Consider the following 26,136-nt stretch of genomic DNA (forward strand, 5'->3'; position numbering starts at 1 on the left):
TAAAGGAAGAAGTAGAAGATGGAAATGAACGCGATAAAAGCTGTGTATTTCGTAGGAATAGGGGGAATCGGCATGAGTGCCATAGCCCGTTATTTCCTGCAGAAAGGGCTTTGTGTGGGAGGTTACGACCGCACGCCTTCCGAACTCACGCGGAAGTTGCAGGAAGAGGGTGCCCGGATTCACTATGAAGAGGATGTGGAACAGATTCCTTCCGCTTGTCGGGACAAGGACGCTTGCCTGGTGGTTTATACACCGGCCATCCCCTGCGAGCATGCCGAGTTGGCCTATTTCAAGGCGAACGGATTCGAGATAGAGAAACGTGCGCAGGTGTTGGGCGCGTTGACGCGTGCCCATAAAGGACTTTGTGTGGCCGGGACGCACGGGAAAACCACCACATCGTCCATGGCGGCCCATATCCTGCACCAGAGCCACGTGGACTGCAATGCCTTTTTGGGTGGCATCACCAAGAATTACGGTACGAATTACATTCTTTCTCCGAAGAGCGACTACGTGGTCATTGAAGCCGACGAGTTCGACCGTTCTTTTCATTGGCTGACGCCATACGCGTCTGTGATTACAGCCACCGATCCCGACCACTTGGATATCTATGGGACGAAAGAGGCCTATTTGGAAAGCTTCAGAAAATATACTTCCTTGATTCGTCCGGGAGGTTTTTTGGTCCTGCACGAGGGACTGGAGATGCAGCCGGATGTACAAGAGGGGGTGATAACCTATTCTTATAGTCGCGGGCACGGGGATTTCCATGCAGAGAACATCCGTATCGGTGACGGTGAAATATATTTTGATTTTATCTCTCCGTTAGGGCATATCAAGGATGTGCAGTTGGGCGTTCCCGTAAGCATCAATATCGAGAACGGGATAGCGGCCATGGCCTTGGCGCAAATCAGCGGCGTGACACCGGAAGAGATAAAGCAAGGCATGGCTTCGTTCAGAGGAGTGGACCGGCGTTTCGATTTCCGCTTGAAGAGCGATAAGGCCGTTTTCCTGACGGACTATGCCCATCATCCGGCCGAGATACGTCAAAGCGTGATATCTGTCCGCGAACTGTACCGGGGAAAGAAGATTGCAGCGATATTCCAACCTCATCTTTATACGCGTACACGTGATTTTTATAAGGAGTTTGCCGGGAGCCTCTCGCTGTTGGACGAGGTGATTCTTACGGATATTTATCCTGCCCGTGAAGCGCCTATCCCGGGCGTGACGAGCCGGCTGATATACGACCGTTTGGCTCCTACGGTGAAGAAATGCCTGTGCCGGAAGGAAGACGTGCCGGAAATAGTGCGGCAGTCGGATGCGGATGTGTTTATATTGTTGGGAGCCGGAGATTTGGAATCCTATGCTCCGCAGATTACGGAGGTATTGGAAGAGAGATGATTAAGAAGTTGGCCATTATATTGTTTTTGGTGGGACTGTTTTGCTATTTTATCGCAGCAGTCACGGTGCTGAACAAACCCAAGGAAGGGCTTGTGTGCAATGGCGTGGAGGTTGTGGTCGAAGACAGTCTGCGGACCGGTTTCATCCAGTCGGGAGAAGTGTTGAGGCTGTTGGAAAGCCGCAAATGCAACCCGACGGGACAAAAAATGGACGAGGTGATGTTGAGCCGGATAGAAGAGGCTTTGCGGAAGAATCCTTATATCGAGGACGTAACAAGCTATAAGACGCCCGGCGGGAAGGTATGTGTGCGCATCAAGCAACGTCTTCCTATATTGCATGTCATGTCTTCCGACGGACAGGATTACTATCTGGACCGTGCGGGCCGGCAGATGCCGAAATCCTCCTACTACGCTGATTTGGTCGTGGCGACCGGGGATATCACACCGCAGTATGCCCGGCAGAATCTGACTCGTCTGGGAAGGCTGATACAAGATAACCCGTTCTGGAACCACCAAATCCAACAGATTCATGTGTTGGAGAATGGCGAGGTGGAATTAGTGCCCCGGGTAGGGGAACATACGATCCTTTTGGGGCGTCCCACGAATGTGGAAGACAAACTGGGCAGGATGAAAGAATTTTATACGGAAGGACTGAACAAGGTGGGATGGAATAAGTACTCCCAGATCAGCCTGAAGTATAACAATCAAATTATTTGCAAGAAAAATAAGAAATGATATGGCTGTAGAGAAAGAAATCATTGTAGCGATAGAATTCGGTTCCTCGAAGATACGGGGTGTGGCCGGGTGCAAGAATATAGACGGCAGTGTGCAGGTGTTGGATATCGAACAGGTAGATGCACGGAACTGTATCCGCAAGGGTGTGGTATATAATATAGACAAGACCGTGATGTGTTTGAAACACATTGTCGACAAGATGGAGAATGCGTTGGAAATGCGCGTGCGTAAGGTCTTTGTCGGAATAGGAGGTCAGTCGTTGCGGACGAAGAAGAACACGGTGTCACGTCAGTTTGCCACAAAAACCGTGGTATCGCAAGAGTTGGTGGATTCTTTGCTCAAGACCAACAGGAATACGGTATATGCCGGCTATGAAATACTGGAAGTGGTTCCACAGGAATACCATGTCGGTTTGGATACTACGGTGGATCCGGTCGGGGTCCTGAGCAGCCAGATAGACGGAAACTATCTGAATATCATTGCCAAAACGGAAATTAAAGAATATATTCTGAAATGTGTGGAGGCGGTCGGGCTTGACGTGGCCGGCATGTTTGTGGCACCGATGGCTTTAGCCGGCTGCGTGCTGACGGATACGGAGAAGCGTTCGGGCTGTGCTCTTGTGGATTTCGGTTACGGAACGACTACTGTCGCAGTATATAAAGGCAACTTGTTGCGCCATCTGGCAGTGATACCGTTAGGAGGAAATAATATCACTCAGGATCTTTGCAGCCTGCAAATTGATGAAGACGAAGCGGAGGGACTGAAGATGAAATACGGGTCGGCTTATTCCGATCTGAGCAGTGAAGAACTGGCCAAGAATCTTCTGGTGAACAACGGTCGTACGATTGAGGAGCGTTTGTTGGTGGACATTGTAGAGGCTCGTGAGGAAGAAATCTTGAGCAATGTGGCAGCACAGATTCGTAACAGCGGCTATCAGGATAAGTTGTTGGCCGGAATTGTCATTTCGGGTGCGGCATCCAATGTGAAGAACCTTGATAAAGCGGCAGCAGCCCGTCTTCATCCGGATAAAACGCGTTTTGCGCGTATTGTACCTTTTGCCTTACAAGCTGTTCATGCCGAGCAGGTTGTGAAGGACGGTTCTTTGAATACTTTGTTAGCGTTGATGAACGAAGGAAACCAGAATTGCGTGGAACCCAAGGTCGTAATGAAGGAGGAAGTGCCCGAGGAGGTTGCAGAAGAACAGGAAATGCCGCAAACGGCTCCCGGTTTTGTTCCGGTAGAGGAAACGCATAAGGAAGTCTACGAAAGAGAGGAACCGAAAAGTAAAGGGGGGATTTGGAAGAAGTTTAAAGAGAAACTTGTGGATTTGACTAAAACGGTAACTGAAGAATAACATAGAAAAACAAAATAGATTATGCAAGAAGAAACAGACATACGGTTTAACTTCAAAACGAACAGCCCGAGCATCATTAAAGTGATCGGAGTTGGGGGAGGCGGAGGTAACGCCGTCAATCACATGTATAAGGAGGGTATCCATGATGTGAGTTTTGTGCTGTGCAATACCGACAATCAGGCTTTGAGCGACTCTCCTATCCCGACGCGTCTGCAATTGGGGACAGAAGGATTGGGGGCCGGGAACCGTCCCGAACGTGCTCGTCAGGCAGCCATGGAGAGTTTGGACGGTATAAAAGAAATGCTGAACGACGGAACCCGTATGGTCTTCATTACGGCCGGAATGGGAGGCGGTACCGGAACCGGTGCAGCTCCCGTGATAGCACAATGTGCCAAGGAAATGGGTATCCTGACGGTCGGTATCGTGACTATACCGTTCCGTTTCGAGGGATTGAAGAAAATAGACCAGGCATTGGACGGTGTGGAGGAAATATCCAAGCATGTCGATGCGTTGTTGGTTATCAATAATGAACGCTTGCGCGAGATTTATCCGGAGCTTACTGTGCTGAATGCTTTTGCCAAGGCAGACGATACGTTGTCCGTTGCCGCCAAGAGCATAGCCGAAATTATTACGGTACATGGCATTGTGAACCTCGACTTCCAGGATGTGACCACGGTGCTGAAAGACGGTGGCGTGGCCATCATGAGTACTGGATTCGGAGAGGGTGAAGGGCGTGTGCGCCAGGCCATTGAAAGTGCGCTTCATTCCCCGTTGCTCAATAACAACGACATATTCAACTCCAAGAAGGTGTTGCTGAGCATTTCGTTCTGCGATCAGGAAGAGAGCGACCAGTTGACCATGGAAGAAATGAACGAAGTGCATGAATTCATGAGTAAGTTCGGTGACGATGTGGAGACGAAGTTCGGACTGGCCACGGATGCTACGTTGGAGAAGAAGGTAAAGATCACGGTGTTGGCTACCGGATTCGGTCTGAAGAACGTGCCGGGCATGGATAATGTGATGGCCAAGCATGGCATTGAAGATGAAGAAGCGCGGGCTCAGAAAGAAGAAATAGCCGTAAAGAAAGCCGAACGCCGACGTGAGTTTTACACGCATGACATGAACCAAAGGGAAATCAAGCGCCCGCATCATCTTTATATTTTCGGAGAAGACGACTTGGATAACGACGATGTGATTTCCATGGTGGAAGATACGCCTACCTATAAGCGTAGCAAGGAAGTGTTGTCCAGTATCAAAAGCAAGACAGCCGGAATGGAGAACGCGGCCGATGGCATGGCGGCAGGAACTAATGGAGAGGAAAAGTCGATGATAGTGTTTTAGTATATAATAAGAAGAAATAAGATATGGCACTTTTTGAACAAATCAGTAAGGATATCGTAGTGGCCATGAAGGCCAAGGATAAAGTCGCGTTGGAGGCGTTGCGGAACATCAAGAAGTTTTTCTTGGAAGCCAAAACCGCTCCGGGAGCAAACGATGAGTTGACAGATGATGCGGCAATGAAAATTTTAGCTAAACTGGCCAAGCAGGGCAAGGACACTGCGGCTTTATACGTAGGGCAAGGACGTCAGGATCTGGCCGACGAAGAGTTGGCTCAGGTAGAAGTCATCAGCCGTTATCTGCCCAAGCAGCTCTCGGCAGAAGAACTGGAACAGGAAATCAAAGCCATTATTGCTGCCGTAGGCGCTACGAGTGCCAAGGATATGGGCAAAGTGATGGGCACAGCCACGAAACAGTTGGCAGGCAAAGCTGATGGTAAGGCTATCAGCTCCTTGGTAAGGCAATTATTAGCCTGACTGCTGAGGATAAACTCAACGAAAGCCGGATGTGACGATACGGGATAAAGGTAGAGTGCCATTCGGCTTTTGTTGATTATTGTCCGGTTCTGAAGGACGGGATATTGAAACGGAAATGAGAGCGGAACGGGGATTTCAAACCTTATATGTCTAATATTTCTTAAAATATTCAGCCTTTATCTTGGATACTGATAGTTTCATTCTATTTTTGCAAAATAGAAGTTAATTTTAAACGTAATGTGGGCGCATAGTTGGAAAAAGGTTAGTTTGTGGGTGCTATTGATGTCCTTTAGTTCCGTAAGCACTTCGGCTGTAGACCGCGTGTCCATCCGGGCTAAGGCAGATTCGGTAGGGCATGACGTGTCTTTTTCCGAATATACCCATGTCTACAAGACGAAGAGAGTCTCTTCGACTTATCCAATTAAGATTAAGATGAAGGGAGGTTCGTTGTTGGTTACGAGCCGACATTCCCAGATGCTTCCGGTGTATAAGGGTAATGGCGTATTTTACGGGTTGTTCCGACTGAACAAAGGGACAAACTGGATTAGTGGATTGCCGAAGGGGACTTATATCATTAACAACTCTAAAGTGACGGTATCGTGAGACTTCTTTACGAATATGGAAGATTGAGTTAAAGATGGAGGTTTGCTGTTGCAATGGAGAAAAAGGAAAGAATCATGCCGGATAAAGCTGTGACATTAATCGATCTTGATGACATCATACGGACGCGTGCCGGAAAGAAAGCCAGATATATTCCCGGTTTTCTGATTAACGGGCTCAAACGTCTCATTCATCAGGATTTTATTAATGAGTATCTGCGTCAAGGTTATGTGGGTGTTGACTTTTGTGAACACACATTGGCTTATTTGGATGTGAAAGTAAAGGTGGACGGCTTGGAGAACATTTCCGATTTGTCCCGGAAATATACTTTTGTGTCCAACCATCCGTTGGGTGCCATAGACGGTGTGACTTTGGGAATGGTGCTCGGGCGTCATTACGACGGGAAGATTAAGTATCTGGTGAATGACCTTCTGATGAACCTGAAAGGATTGGCTCCCCTGTGTATACCTATCAATAAGTTGGGGAAGCAGGCGCGTAATTTCCCTCAAATGGTAGAGAATGCTTTTCGTTCTGATGACCAAGTCATCATGTTCCCGGCCGGCATTTGTTCGCGGCGTATGAAAGACGGCAGCATAAGGGACTTGGCATGGAGCAAGACATTTATCGTGAAAAGTGTGGCTGCCCGGCGGGATGTGGTGCCGATACATTTCATAGGGCAGAATTCCGACCGCTTTTATTCCATCGCGGGATGGTGCAAACGGTTGCATCTCAAGTTTAACCTGGCCATGCTGTTTTTACCCGATGAAATGTACCGCAGCAGGCATGGCGAGTATCGGGTCGTAATCGGGAAACCGATACCATGGAGCACGTTCGACAAGTCCAAAAGCCCCCAACAGTGGGCACAGGAAGTGAAGGAAAAAGTGTATAAGTTATAAAGAGAAGAAAACAGATTGATGATATGGAAGAAATCATAGCTCCGGTGAGTAAAGAGCTGCTGAAGGCAGAACTGACTGCGGATAAGAGGTTGCGTTATACGAACAAAAGCCACAATGAGATATATGTGGTGACGTGGCAGGATTCACCGAATGTACTTCGCGAAATCGGCCGTTTGCGTGAAATCGCTTTCCGGGCTGCCGGTGGAGGTACGGGGATGTCGCTCGATTTGGATGACTTCGACATGATGGAAGAACCCTATAAGCAGTTGATCGTATGGGACCCTGATGTAGAAGCAATTTTGGGAGGATACCGCTATTTGATTGGGGCAGACGTGAAGCTGCGTGAGGATGGGCAGCCCATATTGGCTACTTCCCACATGTTCCACTTCTCGGAAAACTTCATGAAGAATTATATGCCCTATACGATAGAGCTCGGACGTTCGTTCGTGACGTTGGAATACCAGAGTACGCGACAGGGTTCAAAAGGCTTGTTCACTTTGGACAACTTGTGGGACGGCCTGGGGGCATTGACGGTTTTAGTGCCTGACGTGCGCTATTATTTCGGTAAGATGACCATGTATCCGTCTTATGACCGTTATGGGCGTGATATGATTCTGTATTTTCTGAAAAAGCATTTCGAGGATAAGGACAGGCTGATAGTGCCGATTCATCCCTTGCAGTTGGAAGCCGATACGGAGGAATTGGGTAAATTGTTCGTTTACGAGGATTTCAAGGAAGACTATAAGATACTGAATTCGGAAGTGCGCAAGTTGGGTTATAATATCCCACCTTTGGTGAACGCCTACATGGGGTTGTCGCCCACGATGAAGATGTTCGGCACGGCTATCAACGACGAGTTCGGCGACGTGGAGGAGACCGGCATCCTGATTGCTGTGGACGAGATTCGGGAGGAAAAGCGCAGGCGGCACATTGAAACCTTCTCCGGACGCGGATAACGGGGGAGGCGGCATGAGGCTTCTCGGTTATACGAAAGGCAGGCTCATGCCATTGATTTTACGGTATAAGTCCAAGGCATACACGTCCGTCATGCCGGAGATGTAATCCAATACGGCCATGATGCGGTCGTAGAGCCGTTCGGCTCCGATGTCGTACTGTTGTGACACGCGGTTGATGAGTAACTGCGAATACGCTTTCTCAGGGTGGCATACCGCTTCTGTCATGAGTTCCAACAGCGTGGTGATAACCTGAAAACCGGCCAGTTCGATATCCACGACATCCTTGCTCCGGTAAATCTTGGCGTATGCCATGCTTTCGCAAGCTTTGTAAGCCTTTCGCGGCGTTTCGGAAATGTGGTCGATGAGGCAACCTTCAAAGGTGCCGGCCAGGATTTCTTCTTCATTGTCCAAAAACACCTTCACGCATTCACTTTCCAAGCAACCGATGACACAGGAACGCAGGTAGACGATTTGTTCGTTGATGTCACTGACGTATTGCAGGTTTTTCCGGATACTTTTCTGGCGTTCTTCCTCAAAGAAGCCCAACAATAAGCTTTGGGTCTCGTCCGTACTGAGGATTTTCAGTTTATGTGCATCCTCGATGTCCATAATCTCATAACAAATGTCATCGGCCGCTTCTACCAAATATACGAAGGGATGGCGCACATATCGCAGGCTGCCTTCTGCGCTGGTCTGGCGAGGGATGCCCAGTTCTTCGGCTATCCGTTGGTAGACGGGGATTTCGCTTTGAAAGAACCCGAATTTGGCGTGTCCGCCGGCCAGGTTGGACGAAAAGGGGTATTTGACGATGGAAGCCAAGGTGGTGTAAGTCATGACAAACCCTCCGTCGCGCCGGCCTTTGAAGTGGTGGGTCAGCAACCTGAATGCGTTGGCGTTTCCTTCGAAATGAATCAGGTCGTTCCATTCCCGTTCGTTGAGCCGGTCCCCGTTCGTGGGGTCGCAGTAGGTTCTCAGCCAGTTGCCTTTGCCTTCGCTGAAGAACGTCCCTATGGCTCTTTCGCCCGAATGTCCGAAGGGCGGATTTCCCAAGTCATGTGCCAGGCAGGCGGCCGACACGATGGCACCGGCTTCGGTCAGATGGCTTCCGTGTAGTTCCGGATGCTTCTGTAAGAGTGCCCGTGAGATGTCGTTGCCCAATGAACGTCCTACACTGGACACCTCCAGGCTGTGGGTCAGCCGGTTGTGGACGAACACACTTCCCGGGAGCGGAAACACTTGCGTTTTGTTCTGCAAACGTCTGAACGGTGCGGAGAATATAAGACGGTCATAATCGCGTTGGAATTCCGTACGGTCGTCTTTCCGGACTTGGTGGTATTTTTCCAATCCCAACCGTTTGTTGGATATCAGTTGCTGCCAATTCATATTCATTCTTGTAGATTCTTCACAAAAGTAATTAAAAAGGTTGACATTCTCTCTTTTTCTCAAAAAATCAATGGCTGTGTTCCGGGAATTGGTTATTTTTGTACCTCAAAAACAATCATTTCTATATATAATGGAAGTACGTGTTATTAATAAATCGCATCATCCGCTACCTCAATATGCCACTTCGGACTCGGCAGGAATGGATCTTCGTGCCAATCTGGACAGCCCCATCGTGTTGAAACCTCTGGAGCGTTGCCTGGTGCCGACGGGACTCTATATCGCTTTGCCGCACGGGACGGAGGCACAAATCCGCCCGAGGAGCGGACTGGCCTTGAAAAAAGGAATAACCGTGTTGAACTCGCCGGGGACGATTGATGCGGACTACCGGGGGGAGATTTGTATCATTCTGGTCAATTTGTCATCCGAGCCGTTCGAGATACGGGACGGAGAGCGGATTGCGCAAATGGTTGTGGCAAGTTATGAGCAGGCCGGATGGAAGCCTGTGGAGAGTTTGGATGATACGGAAAGAGGTGCGGGTGGTTTCGGCCATTCGGGAGAAAAATAAAGTCAGTGAAGAAGGTTACAGTTTTGATATGCGGAGTTTGGGCCATGTTGTCAGCCTGTTTCACGTCTTGTGCGACGGGAGGGAAGACGCAAGGTATATCGGCCGAGGCACAACGCAGGTTTGATTATTATTATGCCGAGGCCGTGAAGAGCAAGTTGGCCGGGCGTTACGATGATTCTTTCGAGTTGTATAAACATTGTTTGGACATCAATCCCGATGCGGCCGAAGCGTTATACAATCTCGGATTGTATTATCTGGGGATGGATGACTCTGCCCGGTGCGCGTCGCATCTGTCCCGTGCGGTGGCTTTGGAACCGGATAATATATATTATAAGGAAGCCCTTGCGTCTTTTTATTTGCGTAACCGGAATGATGTGCAGGCCGTGCCTGTACTCGAAGATATGGTGCGGTGCAATCCGACCCGTTCGGATGTATTGGCGCAGTTGGTTAATATGTACATGAACCGTGAGCAATACCGCGAGGCGATTAGTGCGCTCGACCGCATAGAGACGCTTGAAGGCAAGAACCTGTCCATCAGCATGGAGAAGTTCCGGCTGTATCGTGAATTGAAAGAGGACGGTAAGGCCTTTGCCGAATTGGAAAGTCTGGCGCGCGAGAATCCTAACGATTTGGCTTATCGTGTATTAATCGGCGATCAATATCTGTTGCTGCAACAGCCGGACAAGGCTCTTGCCGTTTATGAGGAAGTCCGGAAGAAAGAGCCCGGGAACCAGGCTTTGCGCATGTCCATGCTCGATTATTATAAGCAGACGGGCCAAGATTCGCTTTATCAGACCCAGTTGGATGCAATCTTATATGGAAAAGAGACTGACGAACGGGCCAGGGTCATGCTCATGCGTAACTATATCGTAGACCAAGAGAATGCGCATGCCGACAGCACTTTGGTATTAGCCGTTTTCGACCGCATCTTCGATGCTGTCCCTGAGACGGTGGATATGCTGACGCTTTATGCCTCCTATCTGCAAATGAAACATATAAATGGCCTGCTCGAACCGGCTTTGGAACGCATCCTGAAGCTTGAGCCGGACAATCAGGTGGCTTTGTACCAGTTGGTGCAACTGGCTGTCCATGCCAATGACTATCCGAAGGTGGCGGACATTTGTACGCGTGCCATCATGCATTACCCGGAACAATTACCCTATTATTTCTATTTGGGTTTTTCTTATTATCAGCTTGAACGTCAAGACAAGGCTTTGGATGTGTTCCGCAAAGGCGTGCGGCAGATCAAGCCGGATACGGACCACGGCATAGTGGCCGATATGTATTCCATCATGGGCGACTTGTACTACAGCAACGGACTGAAAGACTCGGCTTTCATCGCATACGACTCTTGTCTGGTGTACAACCCGGAGAATGTCGGTTGCCTGAATAATTACGCTTATTATCTCTCGTTGGAAAAAAAGGATTTGGACAAGGCAGAAGAAATGAGCCACCGCACGATTGTGGCGGAACCCGGAAACAAGACCTATATCGACACTTATGCCTGGATTCTTTTTATCAAGGGGAAGTATGCTGAGGCCAAGCTTTATATGGACCGTGTCCTTGTAGGGGACATCGGGAAAGACGAAGAAGTGTCCGGAGGAGTCTTGGAGCATGCCGGGGATATTTATGCACAATGCGGCGACATGGAGGGTGCCTTGAAGTATTGGAAGATGGCACAGGAAAAAGGGGGTGATGTTTCCCGGCTTTTGAAAAAGAAGATCCAAATGAAAAAGTATATTGAAGAATGAAGAGAATGAATTTCGTATGGGGTGTCCTGGTTGCCGTTTTTGTATTGTGTCTGTCGGCTTGCCGTTCCACTAAAAACATAACGCAGACGGAGCCGCATGATGATGGTGGTGCCGTGGAGTGGGTAGACAAGATGGCGTTGTCCGGTTTGAAGGAGGGGACTGTCACTTCGAAAATGAACCTTGACTTGAATTTGGGCGGGAAATCTTTGTCGGTGGGCGGAAGCTGTAACTTGAAACGGGATGAGGTGATCCAACTTTCGCTTGTGGCCATGGGTTTTATGGAAGTAGGACGTCTGGAATTTACGCCCCAATACATGATGATGGTCAACCGGATGGGAAGGGAATACGTAAAGGTGGATTACGCGGACGTGCCTTATTTGCAGCAGGCCGGTGTGGATTTCTATACGTTGCAGGCTTTGTTTTGGAACGATGTGTTTGTGCCGGGACAGGAAGGCCGTTGGCAAGAGCGGGACTTTACCATCTCGAAGAATCAGGAAAGTACGATTCTGACCTCGAATAGCGGTTCGTTGTTGCAATGCCAGTTCGTGGTCGACTTGCTGACCGGGTTGATTCGCAATACGTCCATTGCCGTTACAGGTCAAGGTTCCGTGCCCCGTCTGAACTGGACGTATCAGCATTTTGCGAGTGTGGAGCAAAAAAGTTTTCCCGACAAGATGCAATTATCCGTCACGGGAGCGGGGAAAGACCTGACGGCTGTCTTTTCGCTGAGCAATTTGAAATGGAATGCGAAAAGCATCGAGTTGACTCCGGAACCGGGCGGAAAATACAAGAGGGTCAGTCCCGACCTTATTTTAAAACAACTGATAAAATGAAATGTAGGTTGGTCATGTTTTTTACGGTATGGATGCTCGTGTCCGGCGGAGGAACGTTGGAGGCGCAGACCAATCGTAAGATAAAGGCACTGCAAACTCAGAAGAAAGAAATACAGAAGGGCTTGACCCGTTCCCGGAAAGAACTGAAAACGACGGAGAAAACCGTAGCCACCAAGCTGCGTGACATCAGCATGATAGCCAACCGGTTGGAGGCACGACAACGTTATATCGACACGATGGAGGTGCAGTTGAAAAAGGTCAGCGACCAGGTAAATGCACTGGAACGGAAGGTGGAGCGTACGGCAGCCGAATTGGAAACAAAGAAGGCCGATTATGCCAGAGCCTTGCGTTATGCACGGGCTTGCAAGTCGGTGGGGAGTCCTTTGCTTTTCGTGCTTTCCACCCGTTCTGTGACTCAGATGTACCGTCGTTCGCGTTATGCCCGGGAATATGCCAATTATCAGCGTACGTTGGCTGAGCAAATTGTACGTAAGCAGGACGATTTGTTGGCGCAGAAGAACGAATTATTGGGTGTGAAAGCCGAGAAAAACCGTTTGATTGCCGAATGCGAGCAGCAAAAGGCTTTGTTGCAAAAGCAGCATGACGAAGAGCAAAAGAACGTAGCCGGATTGCGGCAGAGGCAGAAGCACCTGAAAAAAGAGGTAGAACAACAGCAACAGCAGCTTTCCGCTTTGGACAAGAAGATAGACCAGATGATAGCCTACGAGGTGGAGCAGGCGCGCAAGAGAGCCGAGGCTGCCCGTAAGAAAGCCGAAGCCGAGGCACGCCGGAAAGCGGAGAAGCAGCGGAAGCAGGGCCGTAATCAAGCCGCTTCGGGAAAGAAAGAAGGGAAAAAATCTTCTTCCATCCCTCCGGAGTATAAATGGATTACGCCTCAGGAACAAGCCCTGAATGGCAATTTCGTCCGGAATAAAGGGAGGCTGCCGGTTCCCATTACGGGAAGTTACATGGTGGGTAGCCATTTCGGAACCTATAATGTGCCGGGCTTGAAGAACGTTCGTTTGGATAATAAGGGAACCAATTATGTAGGGCGTCCCGGAGCTATGGCACGTTCCATTTTCGATGGCGAAGTCTCGGCCGTCTTCCAGTTTGGAGATACCAAGAATGTATTGGTGCGCCATGGCAGTTATATTTCCGTCTACTGCAACTTGTCTTCCGTGCGGGTAAGCAAGGGACAGAAGGTCAAGGCGCGTGATATCTTAGGTACGGTGGAGGACGACGGTACGGGTAATTGCGTGCTGCACTTCCAACTGCGGAAAGAGACTCAGAAACTGAACCCCGAAGTCTGGATAGGGCGTTGAGAGGCTTTCAGCCGGAGCCGCAAATCTTTCTTTATATCTGTAGGCCGTCCAACAGCTCGATGTATAAGGCTATGGCTTCCCGGATTTCCGTTACGGTGATGTATTCGTCCGCCGTGTGGGAACGTGAGGATTCGCCCGGCCCCATTTTCAAAGACGGGAAGTGCATCAGCGCCTGGTCGGAGAGCGTAGGCGATCCGAAAGGTGTGCGTCCCAAAACTTTGGCTTTGGCCACAATGGGATGGTTCTCGTCTATGCGCGAAGAATTCAGGCGGAAAGAGCGGGCTTTCACTTCACTGTCCGTATGGGCGCAGGCTGTCCGGTAGATTTCTTCGTTGGAGTAGTTCTCATTGCTGCGCACGTCTACGGTGAAAGCGCACTGGTCTGGCACGACGTTGTGTTGCGTGCCGGCATGGACGACCGTCACGCTCATTTTCACGTCTCCCAAGAGCGGTGAAGTCTTCGGGAACCGGTACGTCCTGAACCACTCCATGTCTTTCATGGCTTTGTAAATGGCGTTTTCCCCTTCGTTACGTGCCGCGTGTCCCGACTTGCCGTGGGCCGTGACATCCAATACCATCAGCCCTTTTTCGGCGATGGCCGGTTGCATGCCGGTGGGTTCGCCCACCAAGGCCAAGTCGATGTGCGGCAACAGGGGGAGCACGGATTCTATACCGTTCTTTCCCGAGACTTCTTCCTCGCACGAGGCTAAGAAGATGAGGTTGTAGGGTTGTTCTTTACCGGATAATGTGCAAAAAGCCTGCCACAAAGCGACCACGCTGGCTCCGTCGTCGTTCGTGCCTAATCCGTAAATACGTTCGCCTTCCCTTGTAGGGCGGAACGGGTCTCGCGTCCAACTTGCAGCCGGTTTCACGGTGTCGATATGTGCGTTCAACAAGAGGGTGGGGCGCCCGGTCCGGTAAAACGGCGAGATGCACCAAAGATTATGTCCTGTACGGCAAGGCGTTTTGCCCCGTTCTTTCATGAAATTTTCCAATAAGTCGGCCACTTCCTTTTCTTCCCTGCTTACGGAGGGAAGGCTTATCATCCGTTCGAGCAGGCCGATGGCTTCCTGTGTCAATGCTTCAATGTCCATAATTGTGTTTCTTTGAGGCAAAGTTAAGGTATTTTGGAGAAAAATTAAATATTTTGAGGTTTTCTTGTACATCGTTTCATTTAAAACCATAACTTTGTAGATATTAAAAAGTCAAGATTATGCTGAATACAAGTCTTTTCTCAGTGCTCGTCCATGAACAGGCCAAACGTTATGGCGACAGAACGGCCATGAGCTATCGCGATTATGAAAAGAATGTGTGGGTGCCGGTTTCCTGGAACCGGTTTTCGGAAGTCGTACGGAAAGTATCTGCATCCCTGTTGGCCTTGGGGGTGGATGTGCAGGAGAATCTGGCTGTTTTTTCGCAGAACATGCCCGAATGCTTGTACGTGGATTTCGGGGCTTACGGCGTGCGGGCCGTCACGATACCGTTTTACGCTACCAGTTCGGAGAGCCAGGTGGTTTACATGGTGAACGATGCCGGGGTTCGTTATGTGTTTGTCGGCGAACAGTACCAATATGACATTGCTTTCCGTAGCATGCCCCATTGTCCGACGCTCCAGAAACTGATTATTTTCGACTCTTCCGTGGTAAAGAATCCTCAGGACACGGTGTCGGTCTATTTTGAGGATTTCCTGCAAGCCGGTGCCGGACATGAAGAGAATGAGGAGTTGAAGCGGCGTGCGGCCGAACTTCGGATGGACGACTTGGCCAATATACTTTATACTTCGGGCACCACGGGGGCCAGCAAGGGGGTGATGCTGAGCCACCGGATGTATCATGATGCGATTATCGCCAACGACGCGGTCCTGACGCTTGGGGAAAAGGATGTCGTGTTGAACTTCCTTCCTTTCACCCATGTGTTTGAACGGGCATGGTCTTACCTTTGCCTGTCCGAAGGTGCGCAGTTGGCCGTCAATCTGCGGCCTGCCGACGTGTTGCAGTCGTTGCAGGAAGTGCATCCGACGTGCATGTGTGCCGTACCCCGTTTTTGGGAGAAAGTATATGCCGGCGTGCAGGAGAAGATAAGGCGGAGCAATCCCGTACAGCGTAAGTTGTTGCATGAAGCACTTCAGGTGGGCAAGGCATATAACGTGCATTATAAGATGCGCGGTCTGATTCCTCCCGTTTCACTGAGGCTGCGGTATACGTTTTTCGAGAAAACCGTAATCGCTCTTTTAAAACGGACCTTGGGTTTTGAGAACGCCAACTTTTTCCCTACTGCCGGGGCTGCCATTCCACCGGTTGTGGAAGAATTCGTCCATTCGGCCGGCATCAACATGGTGGCCGGTTACGGGTTGACGGAGTCCACGGCCACTGTCTCTTGCGACCGGAAGGGGCAAACCAAGACGATAGGGTCCGTGGGGCGTATTATCGGAGGATTGCAGCTGAAGTTCGGTGACGACAATGAGATACTGCTGCGCGGAACATCCATAACCAAAGGATATTACCGGAAGGATGAGGCGACCCGTGCGGCCATCGACGAGGACGGATGGTTCCATACCGGCGATGCCGGTTATCTCAAGAACGGTGAGTTGTTCCTCACCGACCGGATTAAAGACTTGTTCAAGACCTCTAACGGGAAGTACATTGCCCCGCAGATGATAGAGTCGAAACTGGTGGTGGACCGTTACATCGACCAGATAGTAGTGATTGCCGACCAACGTAAATTCGTATCGGCGCTTATCGTTCCCGAATACAACTTGTTGAAGGAGTTTGCCGAACGCCATCATATCCGGTATGCCGATACGGCGGATTTGTGCCGGAATGCCGACATCAACAAGATGTTGCTCTTCCGTATCAATACCTTGCAGCAAGAGTTTGCCCATTATGAACAGGTGAAGCGCATCACGTTGCTGCCAGAGCCGTTCAGCATGGAAAAAGGAGAGCTGACCAATACGTTGAAGGTGAAACGTCCGGTGGTGAACCGTAACTACGCGGCCGAGATAGAAGCCATGTACGTGGAGGATACGCCGCCGGAAGTTCCTTGTCCGCCACCGGTGACTCCTTCTGTCTGAGTGTAAAACTCTGCCATTATGGCAGAGTTTTGAGAACATTCACAGACTAAAAAAGGATAAGAAGTATCGTTCTGGAAAGAAATCTTGTATAAAAATACGGCTTTTCAGGACTGAAAATGCAAATATACGGTATATATGCAAATCATTGTGCTGAGAACAAAAAATCGTTTGGCTGAAAGCGATTTTTTGTTCTCAGCATGTTTTTCGCATGTTCTCAGTACGACGCAGAATAAGGGGGCTTAAAAGGGTATAAATACCTCTTGTTTTGGGGTATTTTTTCTTTATTAGCCTGTTTTTCGATTACAAAAATCCGAAACAGATAGTCGTGCAGAGGGACGAAATGGAATCATCCCGGTGGCGACATTGCCGCAGGTTGACGGAAATACGGTTTCTTTTGTCAAGCCGGATGGACGAACGACCGACGGTTTGATAAAAAGGCATGCTTTGAGATTCGTTTATAGACGGGTAAGGACGCGGATGCCCTCAAATAAGCGATTCTCGGACGATGAAAACTGACAAAATGGCAGATTTGGGGGGGGCTGCATACCTTTGTCTATGCTTGTCCTTTTTTATTTTTGGGTGGAATAGATAAGATTTTTGGTTTTTTATATCTATCTTTGTGATAAAGTTTTGAGTTTATGATAACCATTGAGCAACTGAAAGATATTAAGACGCGTACTGAGGCGCTTTACCGCTATCTGGATATTGAAAACAAGAAAATCCAAGTGGAGGAAGAGCAGCTCCGCACACAGGCTCCGGGGTTTTGGGACGATGCCAAGGCTGCGGAAGAACAGATGAAAAAAGTAAAGGGCTTGCAGAAGTGGATTGACGGTTATAAGGAGGTCAAGACGCTGTGCGATGAGTTGGAACTTGCTTTTGATTTCTACAAGGAAGAGATGGTTACCGAAGAAGAGGTGGACGGATTGTACAGTCGTACGGTGGATGCCCTTGAAGACCTTGAGCTGCGCAATATGTTGCGGCAGGAGGAAGACCCGATGGACGCGGTGCTGAAAATCAATTCCGGTGCCGGAGGTACGGAAAGTCAGGACTGGGCGTCGATGCTGATGCGCATGTACATGCGTTGGGCGGAATCCCATGGTTATAAATGTACCATTAGCAACTATCAGGACGGCGATGAGGCCGGTATCAAGACGGTGACCATGCAAATCGAGGGCGAGTTTGCCTACGGCTACCTGAAATCGGAGAATGGCGTGCATCGTTTGGTGCGTGTGTCGCCTTACAATGCGCAGGGCAAGCGCATGACTTCGTTTGCGTCGGTGTTCGTGACACCTTTGGTGGACGATTCCATAGAAGTGTATGTGGATCCTTCCCGTGTGTCATGGGACTTGTTCCGTTCCGGAGGTGCCGGCGGACAGAACGTCAACAAGGTGGAGACCGGCGTGCGCTTGCGCTACCAATATAAAGATCCCGATACGGGCGAGGAAGAAGAAATCCTCATCGAAAACACGGAAAGCCGCAAGCAGTTGGAGAACCGCGAGAATGCCATGCGCCTTTTGAAGTCGCAGCTCTACGACCGTGCCTTGCAGAAACGTAAGGCCAAACAGGCTGAAATCGAGGCCGGAAAGAAGAAAATCGAGTGGGGGAGCCAGATACGCAGTTACGTGTTCGACGACCGTCGTGTGAAAGACCACCGTACGAATTACCAGACATCGGACGTGAACGGGGTGATGGATGGGAAATTGGATGGCTTCATCAAGTCCTATCTGATGGAGTTTGCCGGAGGAGAATGAGTTTTACCTTTAAAACGATACGACTATGAGTGTGAAAAAACAAATGAGACGTGCCGCTCGTGCCGCCCGTGAAGAGAAGAAGCAGAAACGCGCAATGGGAGCTTTGATCGGTGCCTTGGCGGTGCTGATTGTCTTGGGTATCATTGCTTTCGCCATCATGGGAAATGAGTTTTGAAATAGAACGTAAGTTTCTGGTCACGGGTGACTTCAAGTCGCAGGCATACAGTAGCAGCCGTATCCGGCAGGGCTATATTTCTACGGTGGGGAAGGCTACGGTGCGTGTCCGTATTCGCGACGACAAGGGGTATCTCACGATAAAAGGCCGTTCGAATGAAGCGGGCATCTCGCGTTATGAATTCGAGACGGAAGTACCCTTGCAGGACGCGGAAGACCTGATGAGGTTGTGCGAACCGGGTGTAATCGACAAGACGCGTTACCTTGTGCGGTCGGGGCGGCACGTGTTCGAGGTCGATGAGTTCTATGGCGACAACGAAGGGCTGATTATGGCCGAGGTGGAACTTTCCGACGAACAAGAAGCTTTTGAAAAGCCCGGTTTCATTGGACGGGAAGTCACAGGCGATCGCCGTTACTACAATTCCCACCTTCGTACTTATCCGTATAAACTTTGGCGGGAAGGATAGGGGTGCGAAGGCGTAGCGTGCGGCGAGCTATGCTTTCTTGCGCATTTTCCGGGTGAGCATGCCGCTGAGGACAATGCCGGCCAATGCTCCTATGGCATTGGCGGCCAAGTCGAGCCAGTCGCCGCTCCGGTCGGTGGTGCAGTAGGCTTGTGCCAATTCGATGAGTCCGCTCATGGCTACCGGTCCTATATAGAGGGCAAGGGCACATGGCATGGAGGGGGAAGCCTTCCGCACACGCCAGTCTTCCATCCATAAGACAAATGCCAACGAACCATACATCAACAAGTGCGCCCACTTGTCAATAAAGCGTACGTTGGCCAGTTCGGTCTTGGGTGGGGTAAACAGCGAGAGATACCAGATTACGAGAATGAGGATAACGCTAATTGGATGTCTTCTTATCCATTTTGTTAGTTCGTGCGTCATATAAATAACAATTTATCTGCAAAAATAATTCTTTTTTCGTACTTTTGTCGGCATTACAGGTCTAATTTTTAAGAACGGGCTTATGTCGGCAAATGAAAGAGTGAATTTTGGAAGTAAGATCGGGATCATATTGGCTTCGGCCGGGTCGGCTGTCGGGCTGGGGAACATCTGGCGTTTTCCTTGCGAAGTGGGCGAGAACGGCGGGGCTGCCTTTATTTTGGTTTATATCCTGTGTGTGATGTTTCTGGGCATACCGGTGATGGTTTCCGAGTTTCTTATCGGTCGCCGTTCACGGGCCAATACGGGAGGGGCATACGAAGTGTTGGCACCGGGCACACATTGGAAATGGGTCGGTATGATGGGGGTCGTGGCAGCTTTTCTTATCTTGGGATATTATGGCGTAGTGGCCGGATGGACATTGGAGTATATGGTGACATCGGCTACGGGGCGGCTTTCCGGGAGCAAGGACTATACGCTTTTCTTCAATGACTTTGTCGGCAGTCCTTGGAAACCTGTACTCTATATGGCGGCTTTTATCCTGTTGACACATGTCGTCATCGTCCGGGGGGTGAAAGACGGCATAGAGAAGTTCTCCAAAGTCATGATGCCGTTGCTGCTGTTGATTATTTGTGTCTTGGTGGTTTGTTCTTTCTCCATGCCCGGTTCGTCCGAGGGGTTGGCTTTCCTGTTGCGTCCCGATTTCAGTAAGGTAGACGGCAAGGTGGTGCTCGATGCCATGGGGCAGGCTTTCTTTTCCATGAGTGTCGGCATGGGATGTCTTTGTACGTATGCTTCCTATTTTACGCGTGATGCCAATCTGGTAAAGACAGCCGGAAGCGTGGCGTTGATAGACACGTTTGTGGCCGTGTTGGCCGGTTTCATCATTTTTCCGGCAGTCTATTCTGTTCCGGGGCTGTCGCCCGATGCCGGTCCGGGATTGGTGTTTGTCACTTTGCCCAATGTGTTCCAGTTGGCTTTCAAGAGTGTACCGTGGGTGGGCTATATCTTTTCGCTCATGTTTTACGTATTGTTGGTGTTGGCAGCGCTGACTTCCACCATTTCTTTGCATGAAGTGGCTACAGCCTATCTGCACGAGCGTTTTAAACTTTCCCGTAAGAAAGCTGCCACCGTGGTGACCTTGGTTTGTATGACGTTGGGGGTATTTTGCGCTTTGTCTTTCGGGCTGTTGAACGGAATCCGTTTGGGAGGAATGACTATTTTTGATCTTTTCGATTTTGTCACAGCCAAGCTGATGCTGCCTTTGGGCGGGATGTTCATTTCTATCTTTACCGGTTGGTATCTTGACCGTAGGATCGTGCGGGAGGAAGTGACGGATTGGGGGAAGCTCCGGATACCGTTTTTCGGCTTCTATATCTTTCTGTTGAAATTTGTGGCCCCAGTGGCCATTGCTTCCATTTTTGTAAACGAATTGTTCAAATGACCGGAAAATGAGGCGGACGTGGCGTAATCTCTTCTATTTTTCGAAAGCGGACAGAAGGGCGGTCTTGCTGTTGGCGGGCGTATTGATGGGGATTGTGTTATCCACTTCTTTTTTCTTGTGGTTCGACCGTCGGACACCGGTGAAAGAAGACAGCGGAGACTCGTTGGTTTATGAACGCTTTTTTGCCGGATTGAAACCGGATACCGTGGTAGTCGTACGTAGCGGGCCAACCTATGGACAACCTGTTAAGGCGAAACCGGCTACATTCTTTTTCGACCCCAATACGGCTGATTCCACCGCTTTGCTCCGTTTGGGCTTGTCGCCATGGCAAGTGCGCAATATTTATAAATACCGGGCACGTGGCGGACGTTACCACCGTCCGGAAGATTTTTCCAAACTTTACGGACTGACAAAAGGAGACTACGAAAGGCTGTTGCCTTATATCCGTATCGCTGATAAGTATAAGTTGATGTCGGACTTGTACCCTCACGGTCTGCCGGGAACAGACACCGTGGAACTCCCTCCACGGCAAGAGAAATTCCCGGAAGGCATACGGGTGGAACTGAACACGGCCGATACGGCTACATTGAAGAAGATTCCCGGTATCGGCTCTTATTATGCGAGGCGGATTGTGGACTATCGCAACCGTTTGGGCGGTTTTGTGTCTGTGGCTCAACTGAAGGAGATGGGGGAGTTGCCTGAAAACATCGGAAGATGGTTTACGGTATCTCCGGCCGTACATCGTCCGTTGCAGGTCAACCGGATGTCGGTAGAAGTCTTGCGCCGTCATCCCTATTTGAATTTCTATCAGAGCCGGGTGATAGTGGAGCATCGCCGTAAATACGGGCCGATAAAAAAGCTGCAAGCGTTGTCGTTGTACGAGGAGTTTTCCCCTTCCGATTTGGAACGCCTGCAGCCTTATGTGAGTTTTGAGGAATGATTCGTCCGCTATGATTTTTCTTTCATGAGTCGTATGGCCTCTACGGGGTGGTCGGTCGTGACAAAATCTACTCCCAGGTCGCGCATTCTTTTCAGGTCTTCTTCTTTGTTCGTCGTCCAGGCATTTACTTTCAGACCGCAACGATGCGCTTCTTCTACCCATTCGGGATGTTGGTCGAACACCTTGAAATTATAGTCTATGCCGGTGAAACCTTTGGCCTTGGCTTCCTGGGGCGAGAGGTCTCCGTTGATGTAGAATATCTCGGAGGCTCCGTTGGTGGCTTTGACTAACTGTTCGCATACGTTCAGGCTGAAAGAGATGTATTCCGTTTGTTTTTCCATTCCCATGTCTTTTACCATTTTTACGATGGTTTTCACGGCTTGGTCTTCATGTTCTTTGTTTTTGTTCTTCTTGATTTCAAGAATAAGCTGCAGGTCTTTCAGCTTGCGTCCTTCCTCTAAATAAGCTTGCAAAGTGGGTAACGTCTCCCCGTTTTTGAGTTTGCTCTCTTTGATTTGCTCGTAAGTAGCCCGGGATATGGCTGTCGAACCGATGGTATTGTCATGATTGACAACCACGATGCCGTCGGCAGTCATTTGTACGTCGAATTCACTCCCGTAGACTTTCGCTTCGGCCGCTTTTCTTAAAGAGGCCAATGAGTTTTGTGCCGAACCTTCGGCTTTCCAATAACCTCGATGGGCGATGACTTGAGTCTGTGCCTGGATGCTTAGTGCGGCGAGGCAAAGACAGGCTGTAGCAATGGTTTTTTGATAGATGTTCATTTTTATCAGGCTTATAGTTCGATTTGTTGTGTGTAGTTTTCATGAAAACGGTTAGTCGCTTTGACCGTGATGGTTCGGGCCGACGTGGAAGGTTGGGCACGGAAAAGATGGCGGGTGTGGTAGCCTTCTGCTTTTCCGTTTTTCATTGTGATGAAGTCCTGGTCTTCATCTTCGAATGGCTGCATCGGGCCTTTCGGTTTTCCGTCTTCGAACCATTCTACTTTCCAGTCCGGATCCCAGTCCCAGATGTTGGCCACGACTTGTTTCGGTTGGCTCTTGAATTCTCCCGGCTTATAGGTGCGGAATTGGTAGTCAGAGGGTTTCCCGGTAGCTTTGTAGTGCCATTTCACGTTTTTGTCGTCTACCTCTACTATAAGGTATCCGTTGGGAGCCCCGCAACGGTTCACGTGTCCGGCCCACCACGCTCCGCAGGCGGCTCCTATGTTGTGCTCGTAGATGTTAGCCGCAGGTTGTGCGTTTTCGTAGAAGTGGGTATGGCCGGCAAATATATGTACCTGGTAATCTTTGAGAATGTCCAACAACTCTGATGTATTACTTGTGTTTCCACTGCCCTCTGCCGTTGTATTGGAAGTAGGTGCGTGCAGGTTGAGGAACACGAGGCTGCCTTTGGGCACGTAGCTCAAATCCTTTTTCAACCATGCCAGTTGGGCCGGAGAAAAAGCTTCTTTGTATTTCTTTCCGCCTTGGTAGTCTATGTCTTTCATGGTTACGACATGTACCTGGCCGATGTTGAAAGAGTAATCGGTAGGGCCGAATGCTTTGTGGTAATCGGCTTCTCCATAACCCGATTCCGGAACTGCCGTGCGTTCCATATCGGCATACTTAAGGTTGAAATCATGATTTCCGATGGCTTGGAACATCGTCAGTCCCAAGTGGGAAACACATTCTTTATATGGTTCTACCAGGTTCATGGCATCCCAGACCAAATCTCCCACGGCCATGCCTACCACTTCTTGTCCTTTGAAAGAATCCACAGTGCATTTCAGGTCGGGAACGGTTTCTTTCCGGAAACGGTCGAGATGGGCGTCGGTTTTCACTTGAGGGTCGGAAATGGCAATGTACACAAACCGGCGGGTAGGGGTTTCCCGTGGTTCAAGCGTGAAATTACAGGTGTTTTCTTGCGAATCCGCTTTTTGGAATTGGTAGAACCTGTCAGCAATTCCGTCGGTTGCCGGTAACTTGTAGGCAGATGGGGTTGAGATGTAAACCAACGGTTGGCGTTCTGCATCGCTTTCCATGCGGTAATGTCCCGTGCCATCGGTCGTAGTGAAATTACGTCCGTCCGTCACGACTACTTGGGCTACGGGTTTTCCTTGGGTGTCGGTGATACGGCCTTTGACGATTCCCGGGGCTGCCGAGGTCTGGGCAGCCATCAGTCCGCATAAAACAAACGGGAATAGGATATGTTTATAGTTACGTTTCATAGCTTTTTAATGTTTTCTGAGTTTTACTTTATCGAATAGGGCGATGATTGCTTCCGGTCGGTCGGCCGAGCGCAAAGCTTGCTCTAAGGTTTGGGTGTCTTGTTCGAAGCAGATTACGTTGGCGCAGTCCAGGATATGGGCCATGTTGGTGATGGCGGCATCGCGGCTAATCTGATTTTTGTTGACGGCTTTCTTATAATATTTATTCACCTTGTTGACGGCTTTGTATACCGCCGGTTTGACTATTTCTACCGATGTGTCGGAGAAACCGACGGACATGTCGTATTCGTGAGTATAGTTATGGACGAAAGTGTCCCATTTTTTAGCGATACCCTCTCCGAGGAAGTGGTCGGATTCGAAAACTACTTTTACTACGGGAATGTCGCCATATATGTCGAATACAAACTCCGTGCCTGACGCTTCTTTACTCTCGGTGTTTCTTTTTTCCGGATGGGACGTGGAGACGGCTGTTTCCGTATGGTTTTCCGGACGGGCTTCTACGGGGACTGTTCCTGCGCAGCAGCAAACAGCTATTGCTACAATAATTTTTTTCATGTTCTTCTATGTTTTGCTTTACTTCTGCCAAATCAATTTGATGGAAAACTCATCGCCGCCCATGTTTTTTTTGGCTTCCTGGTAGTTTGCCATATTGGTACGTTGCACGGCGGCCGGATATTTAAACCTTCGAGGCATTTGGTTGTGGCTGATTTGTATGCCTTCTCCTACGGGAAGAACCGGATACCCCGTGCGGTTGTATTCGAACCATTGTTGATAGTCGCAGAAATACAAGGCCACGAACTTTTGATTCATGATACGCTCCAAGGAACCGTCGTATCGGGCTTGGGGATTGTCGAAATAATCGGCGGGGAGTGTGGCGTTCCACTGTTCCACAGAAGCCTGTACACCTTTCTTGTAAGCGGTTTCAGCTTCTGTGGCACCTCCGGGGAGGATTCCTTTTTGGAACAATTCTGCCTTGATGAATTCCACTTCTGCGTACGACATCAAGGTAAGCTCCATAGGAGCCTTTGCCATGCTTTGGTTGGGGAGGGAAGCTGTTATGGCCGGTAGAGTCAGATAACCACTGGGAAGTCCCACGTAGGCTTTGGTACCGTCTTCCTGTTCCACTTGGGTGGCAAATACCGGCAGGCGCGGGTCATTCCAAGAGTTGAGCAGGTCGATGAAGAATTCAGATAAGTTGACGTATGAAGTGAAATCTTGAGGGCGTGCCATGGGTGCCTCTTCAGGGAATACCCCCGAGATGCCCAACATGGCAGCATCGTCATTAGATTCGAATACGGGATACGTAGCCGGATTATTGTACATTTCTTGTAATTCGGCTTGTGCGTTAAAACCTTCTGCATCCAAGAGCCGGGTCAAGGTACGCATGCGGAGCGAATTACAGAATTTCTGCCATTTCTTGATGCCTTCTCCGTCGGTAGTGCTGTAAAGCATGTCTCCGGAAGTGTTGTACACGAGTCCGCTTTCTGTGTCGAACAAACTGTTGGCCGTTTTCAGATTGTCGAGGATTTGCCGGTAGGCTTGTTCTTGCCGGTCGAACCGGGGAGCAAGAATACCTTGGTCGGCCGAACAGGCTTCCGACATGGGAATGTCACCGAAAGCATCGGCCAATATGCCGTACATCCAGCTTTGCAAGGTGAGGGATACAGCCTCGTAGTTCGGTTCTGGGGAAGCCAGTTGGGCATTGAGCCGTTGGATTTCTTTGGCATTGTTGATCCATTTGTAGTAGGTGTTCCATGTTCCGTCGCCCCGGGAGTCTGTCATGTTCCACCATCCGACCCCGCTTGTGCCGTTATTGCTTACGAGACATTGCATCAAAGGAAATGTGTAGTCGTAATAGCGGTTCCAGTTATAAGTGCCCATGTCGTAAAGAATCGGGTCGAGCAGAGTGCCGGGATTCACCTTTTCCATACGTGTGGGGTCTGTATTCAGTTCATCGAAGTCGGTACATGACGAGCAGGCAAAGCCGCTTAATACCATTCCGAGTGTGATATTTCTTAAAAGATTCGTTCTTTTCATTGTT

At 49.7% G+C, this 26,136-nt stretch carries 26 protein-coding genes; 18 read left to right on the forward strand and 8 right to left on the reverse strand.

Annotated features, from left to right (window positions below):
- The first annotated feature begins 18 nt into the window (after nt 1–18).
- The 8 genes from murC (at nt 19) to glsB (ending at nt 7,749) form a co-directional block, all read left to right on the forward strand.
- Nucleotides 19–1,395: a UDP-N-acetylmuramate--L-alanine ligase gene (gene murC, locus E0E47_RS12585; protein WP_130893879.1), complete on the forward strand. Its 1,377-nt coding sequence runs from the start codon at nt 19–21 to the stop codon at nt 1,393–1,395.
- Nucleotides 1,392–2,129, forward strand: coding sequence for a cell division protein FtsQ/DivIB (locus E0E47_RS12590; protein WP_130893880.1), 738 nt, complete (start codon nt 1,392–1,394; stop codon nt 2,127–2,129). Before murC ends, E0E47_RS12590 begins: the two co-directional genes overlap by 4 nt.
- 1 nt (nt 2,130) lies before the next feature.
- Nucleotides 2,131–3,483, forward strand: coding sequence for a cell division protein FtsA (ftsA, locus tag E0E47_RS12595; RefSeq protein WP_008629003.1), 1,353 nt, complete (start codon nt 2,131–2,133; stop codon nt 3,481–3,483).
- Between the two features lie 21 nt (nt 3,484–3,504).
- Nucleotides 3,505–4,824 carry a cell division protein FtsZ gene (ftsZ, locus tag E0E47_RS12600; RefSeq protein ID WP_008629004.1) on the forward strand — a complete coding sequence of 440 codons (1,320 nt, stop codon included), beginning with the start codon at nt 3,505–3,507 and terminating at the stop codon, nt 4,822–4,824.
- A 23-nt stretch (nt 4,825–4,847) separates the two neighbouring features.
- Nucleotides 4,848–5,297: a GatB/YqeY domain-containing protein gene (locus E0E47_RS12605; protein ID WP_008629005.1), complete on the forward strand. Its 450-nt coding sequence runs from the start codon at nt 4,848–4,850 to the stop codon at nt 5,295–5,297.
- A gap of 237 nt (nt 5,298–5,534) precedes the next feature.
- On the forward strand, nt 5,535–5,900 hold the full coding sequence (locus tag E0E47_RS12610) for a hypothetical protein (RefSeq protein WP_008629006.1): 366 nt from the start codon (nt 5,535–5,537) through the stop codon (nt 5,898–5,900).
- A gap of 74 nt (nt 5,901–5,974) precedes the next feature.
- Nucleotides 5,975–6,793 carry a lyso-glycine lipid O-acyltransferase GlsA gene (gene glsA, locus E0E47_RS12615; protein ID WP_172604707.1) on the forward strand — a complete coding sequence of 273 codons (819 nt, stop codon included), beginning with the start codon at nt 5,975–5,977 and terminating at the stop codon, nt 6,791–6,793.
- A 23-nt stretch (nt 6,794–6,816) separates the two neighbouring features.
- Entirely contained in the window at nt 6,817–7,749 is a 933-nt protein-coding gene (gene glsB, locus E0E47_RS12620; protein WP_008629008.1) for a glycine N(alpha)-acyltransferase GlsB, read from the forward strand.
- A 27-nt stretch (nt 7,750–7,776) separates the two neighbouring features.
- On the opposite strand, the gene dgt is transcribed toward glsB, so the two are convergent.
- On the reverse strand, nt 7,777–9,132 hold the full coding sequence (gene dgt, locus E0E47_RS12625) for a dGTP triphosphohydrolase (protein WP_172604773.1): 1,356 nt from the start codon (nt 9,130–9,132) through the stop codon (nt 7,777–7,779).
- 130 nt (nt 9,133–9,262) lie between these two features.
- On the opposite strand from dgt, the gene dut reads away from it, so the two are divergent.
- The 4 genes from dut to E0E47_RS12645 are packed head-to-tail and all read left to right on the forward strand — an operon-like array spanning nt 9,263 to nt 13,603.
- Nucleotides 9,263–9,697 (forward strand): dUTP diphosphatase, encoded by a 435-nt coding sequence (gene dut / locus E0E47_RS12630; RefSeq protein WP_040603091.1) that lies wholly within the window; start codon nt 9,263–9,265, stop codon nt 9,695–9,697.
- 5 nt (nt 9,698–9,702) lie between these two features.
- The gene (locus tag E0E47_RS12635) at nt 9,703–11,448 is read left to right on the forward strand and encodes a tetratricopeptide repeat protein (protein WP_232038433.1); all 1,746 of its coding nucleotides are present in this window, start codon (nt 9,703–9,705) and stop codon (nt 11,446–11,448) included.
- Complete coding sequence (lolB1, locus tag E0E47_RS12640) at nt 11,445–12,281, forward strand: lipoprotein insertase outer membrane protein LolB1 (protein WP_008629016.1); 837 nt, start codon at nt 11,445–11,447, stop codon at nt 12,279–12,281. The genes E0E47_RS12635 and lolB1 overlap by 4 nt, the downstream gene beginning before the upstream one ends.
- Nucleotides 12,278–13,603, forward strand: coding sequence for a murein hydrolase activator EnvC family protein (locus E0E47_RS12645; RefSeq protein WP_008629017.1), 1,326 nt, complete (start codon nt 12,278–12,280; stop codon nt 13,601–13,603). The genes lolB1 and E0E47_RS12645 overlap by 4 nt, the downstream gene beginning before the upstream one ends.
- 31 nt (nt 13,604–13,634) lie before the next feature.
- Here E0E47_RS12645 and E0E47_RS12650 read toward each other — a convergent pair whose 3' ends face one another.
- Complete coding sequence (locus tag E0E47_RS12650; RefSeq protein ID WP_172604708.1) at nt 13,635–14,696, reverse strand: M20 family metallo-hydrolase; 1,062 nt, start codon at nt 14,694–14,696, stop codon at nt 13,635–13,637.
- A gap of 119 nt (nt 14,697–14,815) precedes the next feature.
- On the opposite strand from E0E47_RS12650, the gene E0E47_RS12655 reads away from it, so the two are divergent.
- Entirely contained in the window at nt 14,816–16,672 is a 1,857-nt protein-coding gene (locus E0E47_RS12655) for an AMP-dependent synthetase/ligase (RefSeq protein WP_008629022.1), read from the forward strand.
- Nucleotides 16,673–16,972: 300 nt separating this feature from the next.
- Here E0E47_RS12655 and E0E47_RS17365 read toward each other — a convergent pair whose 3' ends face one another.
- Nucleotides 16,973–17,113: a hypothetical protein gene (locus tag E0E47_RS17365; RefSeq protein ID WP_008629024.1), complete on the reverse strand. Its 141-nt coding sequence runs from the start codon at nt 17,111–17,113 to the stop codon at nt 16,973–16,975.
- 197 nt (nt 17,114–17,310) lie between these two features.
- On the opposite strand from E0E47_RS17365, the gene prfB reads away from it, so the two are divergent.
- The 3 genes from prfB to E0E47_RS12665 are packed head-to-tail and all read left to right on the forward strand — an operon-like array spanning nt 17,311 to nt 19,064.
- Nucleotides 17,311–18,423 (forward strand): peptide chain release factor 2, encoded by a 1,113-nt coding sequence (gene prfB / locus E0E47_RS12660; protein WP_008629026.1) that lies wholly within the window; start codon nt 17,311–17,313, stop codon nt 18,421–18,423.
- A gap of 25 nt (nt 18,424–18,448) precedes the next feature.
- Nucleotides 18,449–18,598 (forward strand): hypothetical protein, encoded by a 150-nt coding sequence (locus tag E0E47_RS17370; RefSeq protein WP_008616959.1) that lies wholly within the window; start codon nt 18,449–18,451, stop codon nt 18,596–18,598.
- On the forward strand, nt 18,588–19,064 hold the full coding sequence (locus E0E47_RS12665; protein WP_008629027.1) for a CYTH domain-containing protein: 477 nt from the start codon (nt 18,588–18,590) through the stop codon (nt 19,062–19,064). Before E0E47_RS17370 ends, E0E47_RS12665 begins: the two co-directional genes overlap by 11 nt.
- Before the next feature lie 27 nt (nt 19,065–19,091).
- Here the strand turns inward: E0E47_RS12665 and E0E47_RS12670 are convergent, their stop codons facing one another.
- Nucleotides 19,092–19,487 carry a VanZ family protein gene (locus E0E47_RS12670; RefSeq protein WP_008629028.1) on the reverse strand — a complete coding sequence of 132 codons (396 nt, stop codon included), beginning with the start codon at nt 19,485–19,487 and terminating at the stop codon, nt 19,092–19,094.
- Between the two features lie 82 nt (nt 19,488–19,569).
- Between E0E47_RS12670 and E0E47_RS12675 the strand changes: the two genes are divergently transcribed.
- Nucleotides 19,570–20,928 (forward strand): sodium-dependent transporter, encoded by a 1,359-nt coding sequence (locus tag E0E47_RS12675; protein ID WP_008629029.1) that lies wholly within the window; start codon nt 19,570–19,572, stop codon nt 20,926–20,928.
- A gap of 7 nt (nt 20,929–20,935) precedes the next feature.
- Complete coding sequence (locus E0E47_RS12680) at nt 20,936–21,868, forward strand: ComEA family DNA-binding protein (protein WP_130893883.1); 933 nt, start codon at nt 20,936–20,938, stop codon at nt 21,866–21,868.
- 8 nt (nt 21,869–21,876) lie between these two features.
- Here E0E47_RS12680 and E0E47_RS12685 read toward each other — a convergent pair whose 3' ends face one another.
- The 4 genes from E0E47_RS12685 to E0E47_RS12700 are packed head-to-tail and all read right to left on the reverse strand — an operon-like array spanning nt 21,877 to nt 26,132.
- Nucleotides 21,877–22,650, reverse strand: a complete 774-nt coding sequence (locus E0E47_RS12685; protein WP_008629031.1) for a glycerophosphodiester phosphodiesterase — start codon at nt 22,648–22,650, stop codon at nt 21,877–21,879.
- An 11-nt stretch (nt 22,651–22,661) separates the two neighbouring features.
- Nucleotides 22,662–24,095, reverse strand: a complete 1,434-nt coding sequence (locus E0E47_RS12690) for a calcineurin-like phosphoesterase C-terminal domain-containing protein (protein ID WP_130893884.1) — start codon at nt 24,093–24,095, stop codon at nt 22,662–22,664.
- Between the two features lie 6 nt (nt 24,096–24,101).
- Nucleotides 24,102–24,650, reverse strand: coding sequence for a hypothetical protein (locus tag E0E47_RS12695; RefSeq protein WP_130893885.1), 549 nt, complete (start codon nt 24,648–24,650; stop codon nt 24,102–24,104).
- A gap of 18 nt (nt 24,651–24,668) precedes the next feature.
- On the reverse strand, nt 24,669–26,132 hold the full coding sequence (locus E0E47_RS12700) for a SusD/RagB family nutrient-binding outer membrane lipoprotein (RefSeq protein WP_021980150.1): 1,464 nt from the start codon (nt 26,130–26,132) through the stop codon (nt 24,669–24,671).
- Nucleotides 26,133–26,136 lie beyond the last annotated feature (4 nt).

Source organism: Paraprevotella xylaniphila YIT 11841 (genome assembly GCF_900683745.1).
Lineage (GTDB): Bacteria > Bacteroidota > Bacteroidia > Bacteroidales > Bacteroidaceae > Paraprevotella > Paraprevotella xylaniphila.

Bases quoted from the DNA above. Each gene is read 5' to 3' on its own strand.
- E0E47_RS12650 (WP_172604708.1), bottom strand. From the start codon at position 14,696: ATGGACATTGAAGCATTGACACAGGAAGCCATCGGCCTGCTCGAACGG.
- dgt (WP_172604773.1), bottom strand. From the start codon at position 9,132: ATGAATTGGCAGCAACTGATATCCAACAAACGGTTGGGATTGGAAAAA.
- dut (WP_040603091.1), top strand. From the start codon at position 9,263: ATGGAAGTACGTGTTATTAATAAATCGCATCATCCGCTACCTCAATAT.
- E0E47_RS12655 (WP_008629022.1), top strand. From the start codon at position 14,816: ATGCTGAATACAAGTCTTTTCTCAGTGCTCGTCCATGAACAGGCCAAA.
- prfB (WP_008629026.1), top strand. From the start codon at position 17,311: ATGATAACCATTGAGCAACTGAAAGATATTAAGACGCGTACTGAGGCG.
- E0E47_RS12695 (WP_130893885.1), bottom strand. From the start codon at position 24,650: ATGAAAAAAATTATTGTAGCAATAGCTGTTTGCTGCTGCGCAGGAACA.
- lolB1 (WP_008629016.1), top strand. From the start codon at position 11,445: ATGAAGAGAATGAATTTCGTATGGGGTGTCCTGGTTGCCGTTTTTGTA.
- E0E47_RS12665 (WP_008629027.1), top strand. From the start codon at position 18,588: ATGAGTTTTGAAATAGAACGTAAGTTTCTGGTCACGGGTGACTTCAAG.
- E0E47_RS12680 (WP_130893883.1), top strand. From the start codon at position 20,936: ATGAGGCGGACGTGGCGTAATCTCTTCTATTTTTCGAAAGCGGACAGA.
- E0E47_RS17365 (WP_008629024.1), bottom strand. From the start codon at position 17,113: ATGCCTTTTTATCAAACCGTCGGTCGTTCGTCCATCCGGCTTGACAAA.
- murC (WP_130893879.1), top strand. From the start codon at position 19: ATGGAAATGAACGCGATAAAAGCTGTGTATTTCGTAGGAATAGGGGGA.
- E0E47_RS12610 (WP_008629006.1), top strand. From the start codon at position 5,535: ATGTGGGCGCATAGTTGGAAAAAGGTTAGTTTGTGGGTGCTATTGATG.
- glsA (WP_172604707.1), top strand. From the start codon at position 5,975: ATGCCGGATAAAGCTGTGACATTAATCGATCTTGATGACATCATACGG.
- glsB (WP_008629008.1), top strand. From the start codon at position 6,817: ATGGAAGAAATCATAGCTCCGGTGAGTAAAGAGCTGCTGAAGGCAGAA.
- E0E47_RS12590 (WP_130893880.1), top strand. From the start codon at position 1,392: ATGATTAAGAAGTTGGCCATTATATTGTTTTTGGTGGGACTGTTTTGC.
- E0E47_RS12670 (WP_008629028.1), bottom strand. From the start codon at position 19,487: ATGACGCACGAACTAACAAAATGGATAAGAAGACATCCAATTAGCGTT.
- E0E47_RS17370 (WP_008616959.1), top strand. From the start codon at position 18,449: ATGAGTGTGAAAAAACAAATGAGACGTGCCGCTCGTGCCGCCCGTGAA.
- E0E47_RS12690 (WP_130893884.1), bottom strand. From the start codon at position 24,095: ATGAAACGTAACTATAAACATATCCTATTCCCGTTTGTTTTATGCGGA.
- ftsA (WP_008629003.1), top strand. From the start codon at position 2,131: ATGGCTGTAGAGAAAGAAATCATTGTAGCGATAGAATTCGGTTCCTCG.
- E0E47_RS12685 (WP_008629031.1), bottom strand. From the start codon at position 22,650: ATGAACATCTATCAAAAAACCATTGCTACAGCCTGTCTTTGCCTCGCC.
- E0E47_RS12645 (WP_008629017.1), top strand. From the start codon at position 12,278: ATGAAATGTAGGTTGGTCATGTTTTTTACGGTATGGATGCTCGTGTCC.
- ftsZ (WP_008629004.1), top strand. From the start codon at position 3,505: ATGCAAGAAGAAACAGACATACGGTTTAACTTCAAAACGAACAGCCCG.
- E0E47_RS12675 (WP_008629029.1), top strand. From the start codon at position 19,570: ATGTCGGCAAATGAAAGAGTGAATTTTGGAAGTAAGATCGGGATCATA.
- E0E47_RS12700 (WP_021980150.1), bottom strand. From the start codon at position 26,132: ATGAAAAGAACGAATCTTTTAAGAAATATCACACTCGGAATGGTATTA.
- E0E47_RS12605 (WP_008629005.1), top strand. From the start codon at position 4,848: ATGGCACTTTTTGAACAAATCAGTAAGGATATCGTAGTGGCCATGAAG.